The organism is Burkholderia seminalis DSM 23518 (genome assembly GCF_902832885.1).
Classification (GTDB): Bacteria; Pseudomonadota; Gammaproteobacteria; order Burkholderiales; family Burkholderiaceae; genus Burkholderia; species Burkholderia seminalis.
In genome coordinates this window covers 115,060-133,122 of sequence record NZ_CADFDK010000006.1, presented here as the reverse complement: position 1 = coordinate 133,122, position 18,063 = coordinate 115,060, and the positions used below count along the sequence as shown (strand labels likewise).

Sequence of the window (18,063 nt, the reverse complement as noted above, 5' to 3'; positions counted from 1 at the left end):
CAGAGGTCACCATGAAATCGACGCCGAGCAATCTCCTCGACACGATTGGCAACACGTCACTCGTCCCGTTGCGCAACGTTGTTCCAAAGAACGGCGCGCGCCTTTTCGTCAAGCTGGAAAGTCAGAATCCGACCGGCAGCATGAAGGACCGGATCGCGCTCGAGATGATCGAAGCGCCCGAACGCGATGGGCGCTTGAAGCCCGGCGGTGCGGTGGTCGAATACACCGGCGGCAGCACGGGCGTATCGCTTGCGCTGGTGTGCGCCGTCAAGCGGCATCCGCTCCATCTGGTGTCATCGGACGCGTTCTCGAGGGAGAAACTGGATCACATGCGTCTGCTCGGCGCGAAGCTGACGCTCGTTCCCAGCGACAACGGCAGGCAAACCGAGAAGTTGACGAAGGACATGATTCGCGAAGCGCATCGAATTGCCGGCGAGACGGGCGCATACATCACTGCGCAGATGGAAAATACCGATCAGCTCAATGCCTATACGAAGATGGCCGACGAGATCTGGGAACAGACCGGCGGGCGTCTCGACGGCTTCGTCCAGAGTGTCGGTACGGCTGCGTCGCTGCGCGGGATTTCGCGGCGCTTGCGCGAACACGATGCACGCATTCGGATCGCCGGCGTGGAGCCGGCCGAATCCGCGGTGCTGTCGGGCGGGGCGACCGGGGCGCACAAGATCGACGGGATCGGCGCGGGTTATGTCGTGCCGCTTTGGCGCGACGGCATCGCCGACGAACTCGAGCGGGTGTCCACGGAGGACGCGAAAGCGATGGCGTTCCGGCTGGCGGCCGAGGAGGGGCTGTTCTGCGGTACGTCGACCGGCGCCAACGTAACCGGCGCATTGCGCGTTGCCGAACGGCTCGGCCCGGACGCCACGATCGTGACGATCATGTGCGACACGGGCATGAAGTACCTGAAGTCGTTCGCGCAAACGCTCGCCTGACGGCCATGCATCGGCGCCGCATCGTTTTGCACCGGGCGGCAACCGCCCGCATTCGCGGCGCGGGTCGCGGGCAGGCCATCCGGTATCCGCGACTTCCCCGTGCGCCCGTCGCGTCGATCACTCGACGACACGCGGCGGCGTCGACAACTCCGCCAGCTGAAACATGCAATCCCCCCGCTGCACCTGCGCGGGCACGCGCTTGCACACCACCTCGCCATCGCCCTTGAACCGGTGCAGCACGGGTTCGCGCAACGGCGTATCGGGGAAATGCACCCATGCCGCCGGCTGCCCGGCCTTCACCTGGTCGCCGAGTTCGACGAGCGGCTCATACAGCCCGCGCTCGTACGCATAGACGAAATGACGATCGCCGTCGACACGCATGAAGCGCGTGACGGTCGGCGGCGCGTCGGGCACGAGCGCGCCGTGCAGCAGGCCGATATAACCGAGGTAATGCAGCAGCCCGTGGCGGCCGAGCCGGATCAGCGACGGATCGGCCATGCCGGCGCCGCCGAGTTCGGTCACGATCGAGATCGCGCCTTGCCGGCGCGCGGCCGACGCCGAATGCACGGGATTCGGCGCATGCAGCAGCGCATTCTGCAACCCGAACGCGACCAGCAGCCCGTTGAGCTTCGCGGCCTCGTCGGCGTCGAGCGGATCGATCGCGAGCATGTTGCCGCCCTGGTACAGCAGCGAGCTGCCGCCCGAATGCAGGTCGACCAGGTACTGCGCGCGCGACAGCAGCGCATGCTCGATGTAATGGGCGATCATCTGCGTCGGCGTGCCGGTCGGGTCGCCGGGGAAGCTGCGGTTCAGGTTGCCTTCGTCGAGCGGCGACACGCGCAGGCCGGCATCGGCCGCCGGGAAATTCGCCATCGGCAGCAGGATCAGTTGCCCGCTCACCATCTCGGGTTCGATCTCGCGCATCAGTTGCGACACGATGATCTGGCCTTCGTATTCATCGCCGTGGTTGCCGGCCATCACGAGCGCGACCGGGCCGTCGCCGTTGCGGATCGACGCGATCGGGATCGGCAGCCAGCCGTATGCCGAGCGGTGCACGGAATGCGGCAGCCGCAGGTAGCCCGCGTGCTTGCCTTGCGCGTCGAGATCGATTTCGCAGTGAATGGGATTGCGGTGTGAAGAGGAGGCGGTCATGGCAGCTTCGTTCGATGAACGGAATCTGCCATCTTATCGGGAAACGGCGGTGTGCCGCGCCGAACCTCCACGTGCCCTCAATCGAAATACGGCGCCAGTACCCGTTCGATCCAATCCATGAACGCCCGGACGCGCGGCGACAGATTGCGCCGATGGGCCACGACGAGCGACGCGGCGAGCGGTTCCGGCCGCAGGTCGGGCAGCACTTCCACCAGCGCGCCGCTGGCGACGTGAGTCGCGACCCCTGAATAACCGGCCTGGATCAACCCGATGCCGGCAAGCCCGGCCGCATGATAGGTCTGCACGTTGTTGACCTGCATCGCGCTCGGCAGCGCAAGCGTCGCATAACCGTCGCCGCTCGGATATTCCCAGCCGGCATGCCGGGCGCCGAGCGTCAGCGAGTACTGGACCATCCGGTGGCCGTCGCGGAGCAGGTCGTCGAGCGTATGCGGTACGCCATACCGCGCCAGATAACCGGGACTTGCCGCATTGATCATGCGCAGCCGGCCCAACGGACGGGCGATCAGCGTTTCGTCGACGATCGGACCCAGGCGGATCACGCAATCGAATCCTTCCTGCACGAGATCGACGCGCCGATCGGTGCTCGACAGCTCCAGTTCCAGCTCCGGGTGTGCCGCCATCAGTTGCGGGAGCGCGGGAACCACGACGCTGCGCGCCAGCTCGGTCGGCATGTCGACGCGCAACCTTCCCCGCAGGCGGGCGCCGTCGGCGGCGAACATCGATTGCAGCTCCTGGACGTCGGCCAGCAGGTCCCGTGCGCGCGAATAGAACGCGCGGCCGTCGTCGGTCAGCTGCACGCTGCGCGTGGTTCGATGCAGCAGCGCCACGCCGACGTCGCGCTCGAGTTGACGGATCACCATCGAGACACGGCCTTTCTGGATGCCGAGACTTTCGGCCGCCCGCGTGAAGCTCGTCATTTCGGCGACACGCGCAAAGATCAACAGCGCATCGAGGTTTTGCATTGTTCACTCACGGAGTAACAGAACGTTCAATCGGCCATCATTTATAACTCAGTTGCGACTCAGTAGAGTGCTTTCCGACGTCGTCACCCGACGACGACCTCGATGGAAGGGCACCACCATGACGCAACACGTTTCTCCGGCCAGGACGGCCGTGGTCTACCACTCCGGCTATGGCCATACTCGACGGCTGGCCGCGGCGGTCGCCGAGGGCGCCGGCGCCGTACTCGTCGCGATCGACGCCGACGGCAACATCGCGGAGGACGCGTGGGACACGCTGGCCGGTGCCGACGCGATCCTGTTCGGCTCGCCGACCTACATGGGCGGCCCCAGCTGGCAGTTCAAGAAGTTCGCCGATGCGTCGTCGAAGGCCTGGTTCGACGGCGCGTGGCGCGACAAGATTTTCGGCGGCTTCACCAACAGCGCGAGCATCAACGGCGACAAGCTCAATACGCTCGAATACTTCGTTCTGCTGGCCGGGCAGCACGGCGGCATCTGGGTGAGCATGGACATCAAGCCGGCGAACCTGAAGGCATCGGCACGTGACGACCTGAACCGCATGGGCTCCTATATCGCGCCGATGGCGCAGACGCCGGCCGACGCGTCGCCCGACGAGATGTCGCCGGGGGATCTCGAGACCGCCCGCCGCTACGGCGCGCGCGTCGCGACGATCGCCGGACGGTTTCGGACCGGGCAGCGCTGAGTCATCCGAAGTCCTTGCATGCGCGGTGCGTCCGGCAGGACGCCACCGCGTTTTTCAGCCGATCCTGAAGGAAAACAACCATGAAATACAAGCGACTGGGCCGCACCGGCCTGTATGTCTCGGAGCTGTGTCTCGGCACGATGACGCTGGGCGGCAATGCGGATGCCGGCATGTGGGCGGCGATCGGCGCACTGGATCAACGCGACGCGACCCGGCTGATTGCCCGCGGGCTGGACGCGGGAATCAACTTCATCGATACCGCCGACGTCTACTCGTTCGGCCAGTCCGAACGCCTCGTCGGACAGGCGCTGCGGGACATCGGCGTCCCGCGCAACGAGATCGTGCTGGCGACCAAGACGGCCGGCGCGATGAGCCCGAAGCCCAACGACCAGGGCGCGTCGCGCGGCCACATCATGGACGCCGTGCAGCGCAGCCTGGAACGCCTCCAGGTCGACCACATCGATCTTTACCAGATACACGCCAGCGATTCCGTCACGCCGGTCGAGGAGACGTTGCGCGCGCTCGACGATCTGACGCGCCAGGGACTGGTTCGCCATGTCGGTGTCTCCAACTGGCGCGCGGGAAAAATCGGCAAGGCGCTCGGCCTGAGCCAGGGGCTCCATGCGACGCGCTTCGAGACGCTGCAGGCCTACTATTCCATCGCCGGACGCGACGTGGAGCGCGAACTGGTGCCGCTCGCGATCGACGAGCAGATGGGGTTGCTGGTCTGGTCGCCGCTTGCCGGTGGATTGCTGTCGGGGAAGTTCGGTCCCGGTGCGTCCGCCGAGGACGGCTCGCGACGCAGTCATTTCGACTTTCCGCCGGTCGACCTCGAGCGCGCGTGGCCGTGCGTCGCCGCGATGCGCTCGATCGCCGACGCGCACGGGGTCTCGGTCGCGCGGATCGCGCTGGCCTGGTTGCTGGCGAAGCCGCATGTCACGAGCGTCATCGTCGGCGCCAAACGGATCGAGCAGCTCGAAGACAATCTCGGCGCGGTCGACGTCGTCCTGACCGAGGATGAACTGGCCGGCCTGGACGCCGTGAGTGCGTTGCCGCCCGCCTATCCGGGCTGGATGATCGATCGTCAGGACGCGGGCAGGGTGCCGCGGCCTTTTACGGGCGTCGCGTCGAAATAAGCCGGCACGCCTCGCGGGCGTTCGAGCGGGCGAAGCGACCTCGTTGCTTCGTCAACCGCGACAGGTTCATTTCGATCGACGAGAACGGCAACGCGAGATCGCGCGGATGTTGCAGCGTTGAACGCATGCGGCGCGTGGCGGGCTGCATCCGGGCATCGAATTTCGCGCCGGTCCCTTGTCGCGACAGGGGCCGGCGCGGGCGACCGGCTTACCGGCCCGATGTTTCAGCTTCGAGACGTCCTTCTTCCCACAGTGCCCAGAAACGGCTGCCGGCGCGATACGGATTCGCGCGTCGCGTGCCGTGATCGGCGATGCCCTGGCGAAACGCGCCGTACAGCGTCAGCGGCGGATTGTCGACGCAGGCGGCTTCGCGCGCGGCCGGCATGCGGCGCTCGGACACGAGTCGGCGGATCAGCGATGCGCCGTCGATCACATCCAGTTCGTCGATGGTTTCGCTGCGGCTGAGGACTTCGACGGTATTCATGTTGGGTCTCCCTGACAACCTGTTTCCCTGACAGGGAGCAATAAGGGTGCCAACCATGAAAAGCCTTGCACTGCGTCGAACGTGCCGGCTTCTGCCGTCAACGTGATGCGCGGCAAGCGGCGATGTTACGGAACATGTCACGTGACACGCGAATGCGCGATGTCACGCGCGAACCCGTCATGCGTTTCGGAATTGACTCATCGGGACGATACGACGGGCAGGGAAAGAACGGTGAGGCGCTGCCCGGTCAGCTCGCGGCGGCCGGCACCACGCGGCGGCTGCCGCTCGAGTAGAAGCAGTAGATGCCCTTGCCGGCGGACTTCGCGTCGTACAGCGCGCTGTCGGCCTGCCGGATCAGTTCGTCGGGCGAGCCGTGCCCGTCGTCGAGCGCGATGCCGATGCTGATGCCGATGCAGACGGTCTCGCCGATCGACAGCGCGTACGGCGCCGAGACCTGCCGGATGATGCGCGCGGCGAGGACCGAGCACGCCTGCATCGTCGTGTCGTCGATCGCGACGATGAACTCGTCGCCGCCGATGCGCGCCGCGAGCTCGCCGGGCGGCAGCGTCTTGCCGAGCCGCTCGGCGACCTGCGTGAGCACTTCGTCGCCGGCCTGGTGGCCGAAGCGGTCGTTGATCGCCTTGAAGCCGTCGAGATCGAGATACATGACGGCGAAGGCAGGGCCCGGCAGGCGCGGCCGGCGTGCGAGCCGCCGCGTGAGCTCCGCATGCAGTTCGTGGCGGTTCGGCAAACCCGTCAGCGCATCGTGCCGCGCGAGGTGGCGGATATGTTGTTCGGTCCGGCGGCGCGCGGTGACATCCTCCACGATGATCACCGCATTGCCGTCCGGCACGCGATGGCGCGTCAGTTCGAGCTGGCGGCCATCGGCCAGCGCGATGTCGAACGGCTCCGGTTCGGCGCGGCGCAGCCACGCGTTGCACTGCGCGGCGAGGCCGGCGCCGGAATCGGCCACGGCGTTCGCGCCGAGCGCGGCAACGACGTCGGGCAACGGCGCATCGAGCATGATCTCGCGCGGCGATCCGAACAGCTGCGCGGTGCGCCGGTTCGCGACGATCACGCGGCTGTCGCCGTCGATCATGCACAGGCCGTGCGGCATATAGGTGAGCGCGGCGTCGAAGCGCGCGACGAGTTCGGCGTTGCGCTGGCGTGCGGCGATCAGCGCGACGAGCACGCGGTAGTGTCGCTGGACGACCGTGCGCATCGCGGCGAGGTAGATCACGAGCGGCGGCACCAGCAGCCAGGCGCCCGACCGGTGGGCGAGCAGGGCGCCGACGCCGATCGGCAGCACGCCGAGCGTGACCTGCGTCATCGCGAGCCGCGGCAGCGCCGAATTGCGCGACGCGATCCCGCCGAACACGCCGCCGGCGACCATCACCGACAGCGTGCCGAGCTCGACGTCGACGGCCTGCACGCAGCCCATCACGCCGAGGCCGAGCACGAAGCACGCGACGAGCGAGACGGGCGCGTAGCGCATCGCCCAGTATTCGGCGCGGTCGTCGCCGGCATCGCGCCGCACGGCGTACGCGCGTGCGATCGCGAGCCGCGCGATGAGCAGGCCGAAGTCGGCGACGAGCCAGGCGACGCACCAGAGCTGCTGCAGCCGAAGCAGGGCGACGGCCGCGACGAAGCTGCTCGCGAGCCCGGACAGCGCCATCGGGCGCACGTCCTCGAACAACGTCACGAGCATCGACGGGCGCAGCGCGGCCGTCACGCGGTGGTTGCCGGAGGGAGGAGTGGCGAGAACGGAGTTCAGGAGGGATGTCCTGACTGCCATGGTCTTTTTACCTCGACACGATGTCGCGATGGCTGGCGGTGCCCGCACGGCACGTGGCGGAAGCACCGGCCGGTGCCGGATGCGCACGACATTACCATGAAAAATGCGCGATGCGGGCCGGCCGGCAGCACCGCGCACCGCGTCGGAGGTGGGGCGTCAGCGCTGCCTGCGAAAGTCTTGCGCATTCGCCGGCGCGCGGGCCGCATCACTGCGAGCGGAACGATGCATCGCGCATGCATGCCGCATGCCGTCAGGATGGCCGGGGCCGGAGCGAACCCGCGGTCGACGCGGACGAATGTGCGCCGCGACCGCCCGCCACAGCCCGGCTGAATCCCGTTATAAGAAATTCAATAAGTATTTCATGCGGGAAATACTATAGGCGATATATCTAAAACAATGCCAGAATGCGCGCCGCTCCGAACGTCGCGACACCCGATCGCCGTCCGAGCCGCATCAGGAGGTTCCCCCCAATGAAAAACCACGGCCTGTCACGGCGGGGTTTTCTGAAAGCCAGCGTGCTGGCGGGCGTCGCGGTGTATGTCGCGCCCCTCGGCAGCCGCGCATTCGCGGCGCTCTTCGAAGAAAAACTCCTCACCCCTGTCAAATGGGATAGCGTCACCGGCATCCCCCAATTCCGCATCGACGGCATCGCGAAGGTCACGGGCGCGAAAGTGTTCGCCCGCGACGTGCGCGCCGCCGACATGCCGCACTGGCCGCAGCAGCAGTCGCATGCGCTGATCCTGCGCGTCACGCAGGCCGACCGCACGTACGAAGGTTTCGACCTGTCGCTGCTCGGCGACGACCTGAAGCCGGACCGCGTGGTCACGGCCGACGATCTCGCGCGCGACGGCGTCGCGTTCCCGGCGTTCTACGGCGACGACATGCTGTTGCCGGCCGGCAAGACGCCCGCGTACCTCGGTCATGCGGTCGCGATCCTCATCTATCACGACTTCGCGCGCTTCCGTTTCGCGAAGAACGCGCTCAAGTTCCGCGACGACGTGATCCGCTACGGCGCGGTCACGGGCCCGCTCGAGCGCGACCCGTGGGGGACCTTCCGCTACGTGCGCGTGGGCGGCAAGACGGCCTATGACGACGATGTCTATTCGAGCCTGAAGGACGCGCCGATCTTCCCGAGCATGATGCGCAAGCACCTGCCGGTGTGGCCGGACGGCAAGGAGCACGGCAAGCTCGACGAGCAGGGCATGTTCCTGGCCGGGCAGATCGCCGGCGAGCTCGACCATCCGTCGGCCGACTGGCTCGTGTTCGAGCGCGAATACAACACGCAGTCGGTCGACACGGCCGCGCTCGAACCCGACAACGCGAACTGCTGGTACGACGCCGCGACGCAGGCGCTGCACCTCGTCGTGCCGACGCAGTCGCCGCTCGAAGTGTCGGAGAACGCGGCCGCGATGGTCGCGAAATGCCGCTTCCCGGTGAAGAAGCTGTTCGTGCATCCGTGCTACACGGTCGGCTACGGCTCGAAGGATCACTTCAACGTGCCGTTCTACGGCCTTGTCTGCGCGCTGTACGCGGACGGGCGTCCGGTGCGTTTCGCGAACGATCGCTACGAGCAGTTCCAGACGTCGCTGAAGCGTCACGCGTTCAAGATGCGCTACCGGATCGCGGTCGACCGCAACACGGGCCTGCTGCAGTCGTTCAAGGGCGACTTCGAGGCGAACGGCGGCGGGCGCTCGAACTTCTCGCCGTCGGTCGCGATGGTCGGCGCCACGGCCGCGCAATCGATCTACTACTTCCCGAAGAGCGACCTCGCCGCCGTCGCGATCGCGTCGCGCGCGATCGACGCCGGCTCCGCACGCGGCTACGGCACGCTGCAGAGCATGGCCGCGACCGAGATGGCCGTCGACGAGATCGCCGCGCAGCTGAACATCGATCCGATCGATTTTCGTCTGCGCAACGCGCTGCGTTCGGGGATGAAGAACACGCAGGGGGCGATTCCCGCCGGCGCGCTGCGCGTCGACGAGGTGCTGGAGCGCGCGAGGCAGCATCCGCTGTGGACGCGTCGCGTCGCGCGCAAGGCCGAATTCGAGGCGGCGCACCCGGGCCAGCGCTACGGCGTCGGCTTCGCATGCGTGCAGAAGGATTTCGGCACGGGCGCGGAAGCGTCGTTCGCGAAGGTCGAGTTCGACGAGAACGGCAAGGTGTCGCTGCAGCACACGGCGGCCGAGATCGGCACCGGGATGTCGACGTCGCAGGCCGTCGCGGTCGCGAAATGGCTCGGTCGTCCGGCGACGGACGTGCGTGTGGCCGTGATCGAATGGCCGGACCTGCCGGTCGAGACGAGCGGCGATCCGTACCTGATGTCGCAGGCCGACCAGGATCGCCTGAGCGCGAACCCGCGCTGGTCGCCGGGCTACGCGTCGCCATCGAGCGCGACGAACTCGGCCTACTACTTCACGCACAGCACGCGCGAAGCCGCACGTGCGGTGTTCCGCTACGGCCTGTGGCCGGCCGCGATGTCGATCTGGACGCGCGGCCTCGGCGGCGGCCAGGCCGCGCCGTACACGATTCGTATCGAGGACGCGCGCTGGGTCGACGGCAAGCTGACCGCCGACGGCCTCGAGCCGCTGACGTTCGAACAGCTCGCGAAGCAGGCGCATGCGCTCGGCCTGCCGACCGGCGCCGTCGTGCACGTGTTCAACCGCTGGCAGTGGACCGATGCCGAGTTCGAAGTGGGCGGCACGGTTGAACGTCTGCCGATCGACGGGCTGTCGCTGCGTGTCGGCGCGCCGAAGACGGGCGCCGACAGCGGCCCGGTGCCGGGTACCGCCGCGCCGGCCGGCGCGACCGCGATGCACGGCACGCTGGCGCCGACGGCGAACGGTTATCGCGTGCTGGACCGCAAGCGCGTGTTCATCCCGCCGACGAGCCGCAACAACGCGGCCGTCACGCACTACACGGCGGTCGGCACGCTCGTCGAGCTGGCCGTGCATGAAGCGACCGGCAAGGTCGAGCTGCTCACGCACCACTCGATCATGGAATGCGGCAACCAGATCTCGCCGCAGCTCGTGTCGGGCCAGTTGCAGGGCGGCCTCGCGATGGGCATCGGCCATGCGCTGCACGAGTACCTGCCGCTCTACGAGGACGGTCCCGGCAACGGCACGTGGAACTTCAACCGCTATCGGTTGCCGCGCGCGTCGGACGTCGCCGTGTGGACGCAAACGGGCGACGTGCTGCCGCCGCTGTCCGAGACCGATCCGCCGAAGGGCGTCGCGGAAGTGGTGATGATTCCCGTCGTCGGCGCGATCGTGAACGGCATCGCGCACGCGATCGGCCATCGTTTCACCGACCTGCCGGTGACCCCGCAAAAGATTCAGGAGGTGCTCGCATGACGACCGCCCAAACCGCGGCTTCGGCCGCGAGCGCCGGCGCGGCTGCGACCGGCGCTTCCGCACCGGCCGCGGCTTCGGTCGCACCGGCATCCGTTACCGCCGCGCCGGCTGTGCCGGCCTCGGCACCGGCCGCCGTCGAGCGGCCGCTCGTCCGGTTCCAGCAGAAGCCGCTGTCGGTCAATATCAACGGCAAGTCCGTCGGCCCGATGCAGGTGCCGGAAGGGCTGATGATGATCGAGTTCCTGCACGAGTACGCGGGTCTGACCGGTTCGCGGCTCGGCTGCGGGCAGGGCATTTGCCACGCATGCGTCGTGATCGTCGACAAGCCGGACGGCAGCAGCGAGGAGATGCGCACCTGCATCACCGGCGCGCACTTCTTCCACGGCCGTTCGATCCGCACGATCGAAGGCCACGCGAAGCGCAACGAAGCCGGCGAAGTGGTCGAGCTGTCGCCGATCCAGCAGAAATTCCTGGAGCACTTCAGCTTCCAGTGCGGCTACTGCACGCCGGGCTTCGTCAACGCGGCGACCGTGCTGATCGAACGCCTGAAGCGCGAGCCGATCGCGAAGGCCGACGTCGAGCGCACGATCACCGAGGCGCTCGACGCGCACATCTGCCGCTGCACGGGCTATGTCCGTTACTACGAAGCCGTCAAGGACGTGGTGCTGACGACGCCGGGACTCGTGAAGGACGCCGCATGAAACGCACATTCGCTTTTCGTGTCGCGCGGGCCGCGGGCCTGCCCGCGCTCGCGGCGGCCTGCGCGCTGCTGCTCGCGGCGTGCGGCGGCCACGACACGCCGGTCCCGAGCGCGGCTACCGGCGCGCCCGGCGCCGACCAGGTCGCGCGCGGCCGCTATCTCGTCAAGGCCGCCGACTGCGCGGCGTGCCACACCGCGAAGGACGGCGCGCCGTTCGCCGGCGGCGCGGCGCTCGAATCGCCGTTCGGCACGTTCTACGGCTCGAACATCACGCCCGACAAGGATCACGGGATCGGCAGCTGGAGCGCGGACGATTTCTACGCCGCGCTGCACGACGGCAAGGCGCCCGGCAAGCGCCTGTATCCGTCGATGCCGTACACGTCGTACCGGCAGCTCACGCGCGCCGACGCCGATGCGATGTACGCGTACCTGATGACGGTCAAGCCCGTCGCGCAGGAAAATCGCGCGCACGACCTGAAGTTCCCGTACAACCTGCGCTTCGGCATGGTCTTCTGGGACATGGTGTTCCTGAAGGACAGCCTGCCGGACGCGTCGGTCGGGCAATCCGCCGACTGGCAGCGCGGCCGCTATCTCGCGGGCGCGCTCGGCCACTGCGCGGAATGCCATACGCCGCGTGCGTTCACGGGCCAGCTCGACGGTGCGAAGCCGTTCGCCGGCGCGGCGCTCGGCCGCGTGGCCGCGCCCGACATCACGCCGGCCGGCCTCGCCGCGCGCGGCTGGACGGGCACCGACCTGCAGACGTTCTTCGGCGTCGGCATCGCGCCGCAAGGCTCGGCGTTCGGCGAGATGTATCCGGTCGTGCACCTGAGCACGCAATACATGACGAAGGACGACCTGCGCGCGCTGTCGGTGTACCTGCTCGGCGATACGCCGCCTGCGCCGCAACCGGTGAAGCCGGTGTCCGCCGATGCCGTGCAGCTTGCGGCGGGCCGCTCGGTGTATCTGGCGGTCTGCGCGGGGTGCCACGGCTTCAACGGCGAAGGCAAGCCGCACGTCGCGGTGCCGATGAACGGCAACTCGACGGTGCGCCAGGGCGATCCGCGCAACCTGCTGGTCGCGATGCTCGACGGCATCGACGAGCAGAAGTTCGCCGGCTTCGAAAACCTGCAGGCGATGCCGGGCTTCGCGCGTACGCTCAGCGACGACGAGCTCGCGCAGCTCGCGAACTACCTGCGCGCGACGTGGGGCGGCCAGCCCGCGAGCGTCACGCCGGCCGACGTGAAGGCGATGCGTTAAGTCGTGCCCGGGGCGGGGCATCGTGCGCGAGGCAGCCGGTTTCCGGCGCTCGCGCGCGATGCCCCGCCCCTTTTCCGGCGGCGTTTCAGTAACCGCCGCCGCCGCCGCCTCCGCTTCCTCCCGAGCCGCCATAGCGGCTCATGCCGGGTCCTTGCGACACGCCGCTGCCCGACGACGTACATCCCGCCGACAGGACAAGCATCAGCGCCGCGATCAGCATCGCGGCCAAGGTTGCCGATTTCATCGCGATCTCCTTGCAGCGCGCAGGCCTCCGGACAGGCCGGTTCGCATGAACCGCGCGTCTGCGCGATGACGAAACGCGTCGGGCGGGGCGTTTATTCCATGGTTTTTGCCTATCGCCGTGCGCGAAGCGGCCGGATCGACGGCGGCGGGCGTCGCCTTGGTACACTCCGGCACGCCGCCATTCCGATTCCGACTACAAGAACCATGAGTGCTACCGTCGAGCGCCCGCCGCGCCATTCCTCGCGCCTGTCCCGCCGTGCCGTACTCGGCTGTCTGTCGTTTGCCATCGGCGGCCCGCTGGTCGCGTCGCTCGTCTGGCCGGCGGTGATGCTGATCGCATGGTCGCTGATCGACGGCCCGTCATGGCACGTGCTGACAATCAGCGCCGGCATGGTGCCGCTGATTTTCTTCGCGTCGTTCGTGTTCGGCTACTTCCTGCCGGCGATGGCGACCGGCGGCATCATGGGCGCGATCGGCCCACAGGTCCGGCGGCGCTGGTTCGTGCTGCTGGGCACGATCGTGGGCGCCGGCGCGATGATCGGTTATGTCCTGCTCGTGGCCTGGATGATCAAGGCCGACAAGGTGGGCGACATCAACGCGATCGCGACGCTCGATGCGATCGTGACGTCCGCGGTGATGTCGCACTGGCTGCACCGGCGGCTCGAACGGCGGCGTTGAAGGCGACGTGCCGCGCGACGGGCGCCTGCGCGGTGACGCGCATGAGCCGGGCAAGCCGGACGGCACCGCGCGGCCGCGACTGCGGCCGGCGGCCTGCGTTGCCTTCCCTTGGCACGAATGCCGCCCGCGCGGCGGTGGATCAACGGATCAACGATAGACGAGATCGGCGCGGCGGTTCTGCGCCCACGCATCCTCGTCGTGACCGAGCGCGACCGGCTTTTCCTTGCCGAGGCTGACGGCCTCGAGTTGCGTGGCCGGGACGCCGAGCGTCTGGAGCGCGCTGAACACGGCCTGCGACCGGCGCTGGCCGAGCGCGAGGTTGTATTCGGACGTGCCGCGTTCGTCGGTGTTGCCCTGGATCAGCACGCGGCGCGCGGGATGGCTGCGCAGGTAGTCGGCGTGCGCCTGCAGCAGCGACTGGAACTCGGGCTTCACGGTGTACTGGTCGAAATCGAAGTAGATGCTGCGCTTGGCAAGCGGGCCGTTCGGATTGTCGAGCTCGTCGGCAGACACCGTCGCGACGGCTTCGCTCGAAGGCGTGGGCGCCGCGCCGGCATTCTCGGGCGTTTTCGCCGCGTTGTGGCAACCCGCCAGCAGTACGAAAATTGACAGGACCGCAAATCGGTTCATTTTGCTCATCGTTCGTCTCCAGCGGTTGACTGCGTTGAAAGCGCGGCGCGTGCGGGCTGCACGCAGCTGTCCGGCCGCCATGGCGCGAAAGGGTCGGCTTCGTCGACGTGATGCAGGTTCGTAAGCCGGTGGTGCGCCAGATGAAAGAGTGTTGCGGCCGGAACGCCGAAATACGGCGTCGCTGCAAACAGATTAGGAAAAATGTCACATCGTGACCAGTTTCTTCGCATTTTTTGCGCAAACGCGACAGTCGGGCGGCATTCCTGTTCCCGCCCGCCGCGCGCGGCTCACGGCGATCGGGCGTGCGGGATACCGTCCGCCGCCGCCTCGTCAGAACTTGTGCCGCAGCCCCAGCGCGACGACCACCTGGTTGCTGTTCGCCGACGGCGTCAGCGTCCAGACGGTCGCATTGAACGCCGGATTGCCGTTACCGCCGCTCACGCTCTGGTAGACGCCTTCGAGATAGGCGTCCGTGCGCTTCGACAGCGCATAGTCGGCCTGAGCGACGACCTGGTTCCATTTCGGGCGCGTCTGGCCCGTGCGTGTGTCGAAGCGGCCCATCGTGTACGTGTATGCGGCGGCGACGCTCAGCGCTCGCGTGACGAAGTAGCGGCCGTCGACCGTGAAGTTGTCGAACACCAGCGATTCTCCCTTCAGCGGTGCGATGTTGCTGCCCTGAAGCACGCCCGTCACGCCGTCGGTGGTCGAGTGCGACCACGCGGCGCCGACCGAGTGCGGCCCGAACGCATAACGTCCGGCCATCGCCCAGATCTGCTGGTTGCCGCCCGTGATCGTCGCCGAGCCGTCGGCCGTGCTCAGTGCGCCGTCCGGGTTCGGCGCATTGCGGTCGCGGCTGATCTTCAGGTAGCCGGCGCCGAGCTTCAACGGCCCGTTCGCATACGACACCCCCGCGCTCCATGCCGCGTTGTTGGAGAACTGGCCGGCCGTGTTCGAGAAGCCGAACATCGCGCCGAACGTCAGCCCGCGGTACGTCGGGCTCGTGTACTTCACCGCGTTGTTGATGCGGATGTTGCGGTTCGAATCGTCGTTGTCGTACGGGTGGACCGCGAGGTTGCCGCCCCAGCCGGGGCCGGACGCGCCGAGCGGCGTCACGAAGTCGAGAATCAGGTCGTACTGGCGGCCGAAGGTGAACGTGCCGGCCGTCTTCGAACTCACGCCGACCCAGGCCTGACGGCCGAACAGGTCGACGCCTTTCTGCGACAGCTTGCCGTTCGTGCCCGAGAAGCCGTTCTCGAGCGCGAAGACCGCGGCCATCCCGCCGCCGAGGTCCTCGCGGCCGCGCAGCCCCCAGCGCGATGCGTTCAGTGCGCCGCTCGTCAGCGCGACGGTGCCGCTGCCGGGCGATCCCGCGCCCTGCGTGCGCTGGTTGGTCGCGTAGGTGATCGACGTATCGATCAGGCCGTACAGCGTCACGCTGCTCTGGGCGTGCGCGATGCCCGGTGCGATGCCGGTCAGGCAGGCGGCAATGACGGTCCCCGCGACGCATGCGCCGGCATGCTTTTTCATCTGGTAGGAGTGCATAGGAGTTTTTATCGTTGATCCGGCGCGATGGCCGGCGGGTCGCATCGGCGTACCGGCCGACGGATCGAGCGGCCATTATTGGAGATCGTGCGGCCGTCGATTAAGGCGTTGCACAGGAAAGGTCCTCTGCGAAATCGAATGGAATCTCGGGGGCGGCTGCGGGGATTCAGGCCGGAGCGGGACGTGTGTCGCGGCGTCCGGCGGTTCGAGCCGGGGTCGCGTGATCGTTCGTCGAACGCTTAACGGCGGGCCATCGCCAGCGCGGTGTCGAGGCCGCCATTCCGATACGCGGCCCGCACGGCGCTCGCCCGGGCTTCGAGCGCGTCGGGCGTGAGTCCGCGTCGCAGCCGGACGGTGACGCGCGGCAACGCGGCGAGCTGGTTGCGCAACTGCACGATCGATCGGCAGCAACGGAAGGCCGACGATCGCGCATCGGGGCACGACGCGGCCTCGGCAAGCTCGGCTGCCCATTCGACACCGCGATGGCGCCTAGCTTCGTCCAGATGCGGCAGATAGCGCGCGTCGCCCGATAGCGATCAGCAGGGCTGCCCAGTGCGCGCCGCGCCATCCGAGCGGCATGTCGCCCGTCAGGTCGGCCAGCAGCGTGTCGTCGAGCACGGACAGGCTTTGCCGGCACAGGGAGTGGAAGTCGAGCGGCCGATAGCGAACCCGCGGGTAGTCGCGCAGCACATGCCCGAGTTCGTAGCCGGCATCGACGGCAGCAGCCAGGAACGATTCGGCCGGCGCAGGGCGGTTCAAGTGCAACGTCGGCACGCACAGGAAAAACCGGCTGATGTCGCCGGGGTGGCAGTGCATCGCGAATGTCGGGCGGGGGCGGCGCAAACCTGCTACTGATCGCCCGACAGCAGCGCGGTGTAACGCCGCTGCATTTCATCGGGTTCGACCGCTTCGATCGTCTGTCCGATCAACCAGTCGTAACCGAACGGGTCGCGGATCCGGCCGGAACGCTCGCCGTAGAACTGATCCTGGATCGCGCGTGTCAGGCTGGCGCCGGCCGCGATGGCGGCGGCGATCGTCGCGTCGGCGTCGTCGACATGAAGATGGAGCGCCATCGGCGCGTTGCCCGCCGGGTCGAGGGCGAAGAGATCGTATTCCGGGAACTCGTCCGAGATCATCAGCGTGCACGGCCCGAACTGCAACTCCGCGTGACCGATGCGTCCCGACGGTTCGACCAGACGGAATTTTTCGCGCGCGCCGAATGCCTTCGCATAGAACGCGATGGCGTCCTCCGCGCGTTTGGCGCGCAGATACGGAAAGACTTCGTGAATCGCCATGGTGCCCTCCGATCAACGGCGAGAGTGTGGCCCGATCCTATCGGGCATTTCGCGTCCGGTCTTGAACAAAATTGACCGCCGCCGTGGCGGCAGCGCGTCAGAGCGGTACGTGAAAGCCGTTCGTGCTCGCGCGTTGCCGGTACTGTTCCGGCGACAAGCCGGTGAATTCGAGGAACTCGCGATTGAAATGCGGTTGATCGGCATAGCCTGCGAGCGCGGCGGTATCGGCCCACGAGGCGGCCGGTTCGGCCGACAGCCCGTCGAGTATCTGCCCGAAGCGGCGCACGCGGCCGTAGCGTTTCGGCGGCATGCCGACCGCGTCGCGAAATCGTGCGACGAAGTGACGGTGACTGCAGCCGATCTGCTGCACGATTGCACGTACCTCCGTGCCGCGATTCAATTGCGCGATCGATTCGGCGATGGCCGGGTCGATGCCGGCCACACGCGGCAGCCGCGCCGTCAACAGCGTTTCCCAGAGATCCAGCCGCGCAGCGGCGGAATCGATTTCGCCGAGCCGGTCGCGTAGGCCGAAAGCGGCGGCGCCCCACAAATCGTCGAGCGACAGGTGCAGGCCGTAGAGAGCCGATGCCGGTACACCGGTGACGAGCCGGACCGCGCCCGGCCGAATCAGCGCGCCGACGGTCGGTACCGGAACGGCGACGTCCTTGATATACGGGGCCGCCCGTGGGCCGCCGATCACGGCGACGCCGATCGTTCGGCCGGTCTGGTCGGCGGCGTGATCGAAGAGGCGCAACGGATCCGCGTCGAGCCGGATCGCGAGGTGGACCGCGCCGGTCGGCAGCACGCGCTCGCGGCAATGTTCGTTTCGGATCGGAAACGGCGGATACGAGGCCCACACCGAGTCGATGAAGAGCCGCAGATATCCGCCGGGGCGGCGGCTGAGGATCATGGGTTCCCGTGATCGTCGGCGGCACGGCGCGCGGGATGCGCGGCCAAGCCGTTCGGTGCTGATCACGCGGATTCTACTGCGGATGGCGGATGGACGCCGACGTTGTCGGCGTTGCCGGGAGGCATGGATTGACGCCATCGGCGGGAGGCGCGCCGCGGATGCGACGGCGCCTGCGGACGGAGGAAGCCGCGGGTTCGGGCTCGATGCCAGACCGTTCGCGGGAATGACAGTGCCGCTCGACGAACGGCGGATGCCCAT

Annotated in this window: 18 protein-coding genes; 7 read left to right on the top strand and 11 right to left on the bottom strand. The window is 67.8% G+C overall.

The features are described from left to right. The first annotated feature begins 11 nt into the window (after window positions 1-11). Window positions 12-950 carry a PLP-dependent cysteine synthase family protein gene (locus HWX00_RS20015; RefSeq protein WP_069704744.1) on the top strand — a complete coding sequence of 313 codons (939 nt, stop codon included), beginning with the start codon at window positions 12-14 and terminating at the stop codon, window positions 948-950. A gap of 117 nt (window positions 951-1,067) precedes the next feature. Here HWX00_RS20015 and HWX00_RS20010 read toward each other — a convergent pair whose 3' ends face one another. Continuing rightward, complete coding sequence (locus HWX00_RS20010; RefSeq protein WP_034191340.1) at window positions 1,068-2,102, bottom strand: succinylglutamate desuccinylase/aspartoacylase family protein; 1,035 nt, start codon at window positions 2,100-2,102, stop codon at window positions 1,068-1,070. A 77-nt stretch (window positions 2,103-2,179) separates the two neighbouring features. Then, a complete protein-coding gene (locus HWX00_RS20005) occupies window positions 2,180-3,085 on the bottom strand; it encodes a LysR family transcriptional regulator (RefSeq protein ID WP_034191341.1) in 906 nt (301 codons plus the stop codon). 118 nt (window positions 3,086-3,203) lie between these two features. Between HWX00_RS20005 and HWX00_RS20000 the strand changes: the two genes are divergently transcribed. After that, window positions 3,204-3,785, top strand: coding sequence for a flavodoxin family protein (locus HWX00_RS20000; RefSeq protein WP_034191342.1), 582 nt, complete (start codon window positions 3,204-3,206; stop codon window positions 3,783-3,785). An 80-nt stretch (window positions 3,786-3,865) separates the two neighbouring features. Further along, window positions 3,866-4,921, top strand: a complete 1,056-nt coding sequence (locus HWX00_RS19995; protein WP_034191343.1) for an aldo/keto reductase — start codon at window positions 3,866-3,868, stop codon at window positions 4,919-4,921. Between the two features lie 208 nt (window positions 4,922-5,129). Here the strand turns inward: HWX00_RS19995 and HWX00_RS19990 are convergent, their stop codons facing one another. Both HWX00_RS19990 and HWX00_RS19985 read right to left on the bottom strand, forming a co-directional pair. Continuing rightward, window positions 5,130-5,405 carry a hypothetical protein gene (locus HWX00_RS19990; protein WP_034191344.1) on the bottom strand — a complete coding sequence of 92 codons (276 nt, stop codon included), beginning with the start codon at window positions 5,403-5,405 and terminating at the stop codon, window positions 5,130-5,132. Window positions 5,406-5,652: 247 nt separating this feature from the next. Next, window positions 5,653-7,200, bottom strand: coding sequence for a sensor domain-containing diguanylate cyclase (locus tag HWX00_RS19985; RefSeq protein ID WP_175027796.1), 1,548 nt, complete (start codon window positions 7,198-7,200; stop codon window positions 5,653-5,655). 470 nt (window positions 7,201-7,670) lie between these two features. On the opposite strand from HWX00_RS19985, the gene HWX00_RS19980 reads away from it, so the two are divergent. Genes HWX00_RS19980 through HWX00_RS19970 form a run of 3 tightly spaced genes read left to right on the top strand, consistent with a single transcriptional unit; the run spans window position 7,671 to window position 12,507 of the window. Next, on the top strand, window positions 7,671-10,550 hold the full coding sequence (locus HWX00_RS19980; RefSeq protein WP_175027795.1) for a xanthine dehydrogenase family protein molybdopterin-binding subunit: 2,880 nt from the start codon (window positions 7,671-7,673) through the stop codon (window positions 10,548-10,550). Then, window positions 10,547-11,251: a (2Fe-2S)-binding protein gene (locus HWX00_RS19975; RefSeq protein ID WP_175027794.1), complete on the top strand. Its 705-nt coding sequence runs from the start codon at window positions 10,547-10,549 to the stop codon at window positions 11,249-11,251. The genes HWX00_RS19980 and HWX00_RS19975 overlap by 4 nt, the downstream gene beginning before the upstream one ends. Then, complete coding sequence (locus tag HWX00_RS19970) at window positions 11,248-12,507, top strand: cytochrome c (protein WP_175868132.1); 1,260 nt, start codon at window positions 11,248-11,250, stop codon at window positions 12,505-12,507. The genes HWX00_RS19975 and HWX00_RS19970 overlap by 4 nt, the downstream gene beginning before the upstream one ends. Window positions 12,508-12,592: 85 nt before the next feature. Here the strand turns inward: HWX00_RS19970 and HWX00_RS19965 are convergent, their stop codons facing one another. Then, window positions 12,593-12,751 carry a hypothetical protein gene (locus tag HWX00_RS19965; protein ID WP_167361899.1) on the bottom strand — a complete coding sequence of 53 codons (159 nt, stop codon included), beginning with the start codon at window positions 12,749-12,751 and terminating at the stop codon, window positions 12,593-12,595. 65 nt (window positions 12,752-12,816) lie between these two features. Between HWX00_RS19965 and HWX00_RS19960 the strand changes: the two genes are divergently transcribed. After that, entirely contained in the window at window positions 12,817-13,428 is a 612-nt protein-coding gene (locus tag HWX00_RS19960) for a hypothetical protein (protein WP_226193947.1), read from the top strand. Window positions 13,429-13,575: 147 nt separating this feature from the next. Here the strand turns inward: HWX00_RS19960 and pal are convergent, their stop codons facing one another. From pal to HWX00_RS19935, 6 genes are all read right to left on the bottom strand, one after another. Further along, the gene (gene pal, locus HWX00_RS19955; RefSeq protein ID WP_034191351.1) at window positions 13,576-14,067 is read right to left on the bottom strand and encodes a peptidoglycan-associated lipoprotein Pal; all 492 of its coding nucleotides are present in this window, start codon (window positions 14,065-14,067) and stop codon (window positions 13,576-13,578) included. Between the two features lie 321 nt (window positions 14,068-14,388). Further along, window positions 14,389-15,585, bottom strand: coding sequence for a porin (locus HWX00_RS19950; RefSeq protein WP_124609831.1), 1,197 nt, complete (start codon window positions 15,583-15,585; stop codon window positions 14,389-14,391). 254 nt (window positions 15,586-15,839) lie between these two features. Further along, window positions 15,840-15,995: a hypothetical protein gene (locus HWX00_RS36865; RefSeq protein WP_226193941.1), complete on the bottom strand. Its 156-nt coding sequence runs from the start codon at window positions 15,993-15,995 to the stop codon at window positions 15,840-15,842. Window positions 15,996-16,089: 94 nt separating this feature from the next. Next, entirely contained in the window at window positions 16,090-16,416 is a 327-nt protein-coding gene (locus HWX00_RS36860) for a hypothetical protein (protein ID WP_226193939.1), read from the bottom strand. A gap of 32 nt (window positions 16,417-16,448) precedes the next feature. After that, on the bottom strand, window positions 16,449-16,895 hold the full coding sequence (locus HWX00_RS19940; protein WP_124669305.1) for a VOC family protein: 447 nt from the start codon (window positions 16,893-16,895) through the stop codon (window positions 16,449-16,451). Between the two features lie 97 nt (window positions 16,896-16,992). After that, window positions 16,993-18,063, bottom strand: a complete 1,071-nt coding sequence (locus tag HWX00_RS19935) for an AraC family transcriptional regulator (protein ID WP_226193938.1) — start codon at window positions 18,061-18,063, stop codon at window positions 16,993-16,995.

What these genes read in the sequence shown, in the direction of transcription:
- HWX00_RS19965 (WP_167361899.1), bottom strand. Translation starts at nt 12,751, where the DNA reads ATGAAATCGGCAACCTTGGCCGCGATGCTGATCGCGGCGCTGATGCTT.
- HWX00_RS36860 (WP_226193939.1), bottom strand. Translation starts at nt 16,416, where the DNA reads ATGCACTGCCACCCCGGCGACATCAGCCGGTTTTTCCTGTGCGTGCCG.
- HWX00_RS19980 (WP_175027795.1), top strand. Translation starts at nt 7,671, where the DNA reads ATGAAAAACCACGGCCTGTCACGGCGGGGTTTTCTGAAAGCCAGCGTG.
- HWX00_RS19935 (WP_226193938.1), bottom strand. Translation starts at nt 18,063, where the DNA reads ATGGGCATCCGCCGTTCGTCGAGCGGCACTGTCATTCCCGCGAACGGT.
- HWX00_RS19960 (WP_226193947.1), top strand. Translation starts at nt 12,817, where the DNA reads ATGACGAAACGCGTCGGGCGGGGCGTTTATTCCATGGTTTTTGCCTAT.
- HWX00_RS20010 (WP_034191340.1), bottom strand. Translation starts at nt 2,102, where the DNA reads ATGACCGCCTCCTCTTCACACCGCAATCCCATTCACTGCGAAATCGAT.
- HWX00_RS20000 (WP_034191342.1), top strand. Translation starts at nt 3,204, where the DNA reads ATGACGCAACACGTTTCTCCGGCCAGGACGGCCGTGGTCTACCACTCC.
- HWX00_RS19950 (WP_124609831.1), bottom strand. Translation starts at nt 15,585, where the DNA reads ATGAAAAAGCATGCCGGCGCATGCGTCGCGGGGACCGTCATTGCCGCC.
- HWX00_RS19975 (WP_175027794.1), top strand. Translation starts at nt 10,547, where the DNA reads ATGACGACCGCCCAAACCGCGGCTTCGGCCGCGAGCGCCGGCGCGGCT.
- HWX00_RS19985 (WP_175027796.1), bottom strand. Translation starts at nt 7,200, where the DNA reads ATGGCAGTCAGGACATCCCTCCTGAACTCCGTTCTCGCCACTCCTCCC.
- pal (WP_034191351.1), bottom strand. Translation starts at nt 14,067, where the DNA reads ATGAGCAAAATGAACCGATTTGCGGTCCTGTCAATTTTCGTACTGCTG.
- HWX00_RS19995 (WP_034191343.1), top strand. Translation starts at nt 3,866, where the DNA reads ATGAAATACAAGCGACTGGGCCGCACCGGCCTGTATGTCTCGGAGCTG.
- HWX00_RS19970 (WP_175868132.1), top strand. Translation starts at nt 11,248, where the DNA reads ATGAAACGCACATTCGCTTTTCGTGTCGCGCGGGCCGCGGGCCTGCCC.
- HWX00_RS19940 (WP_124669305.1), bottom strand. Translation starts at nt 16,895, where the DNA reads ATGGCGATTCACGAAGTCTTTCCGTATCTGCGCGCCAAACGCGCGGAG.
- HWX00_RS20005 (WP_034191341.1), bottom strand. Translation starts at nt 3,085, where the DNA reads ATGCAAAACCTCGATGCGCTGTTGATCTTTGCGCGTGTCGCCGAAATG.
- HWX00_RS19990 (WP_034191344.1), bottom strand. Translation starts at nt 5,405, where the DNA reads ATGAATACCGTCGAAGTCCTCAGCCGCAGCGAAACCATCGACGAACTG.
- HWX00_RS20015 (WP_069704744.1), top strand. Translation starts at nt 12, where the DNA reads ATGAAATCGACGCCGAGCAATCTCCTCGACACGATTGGCAACACGTCA.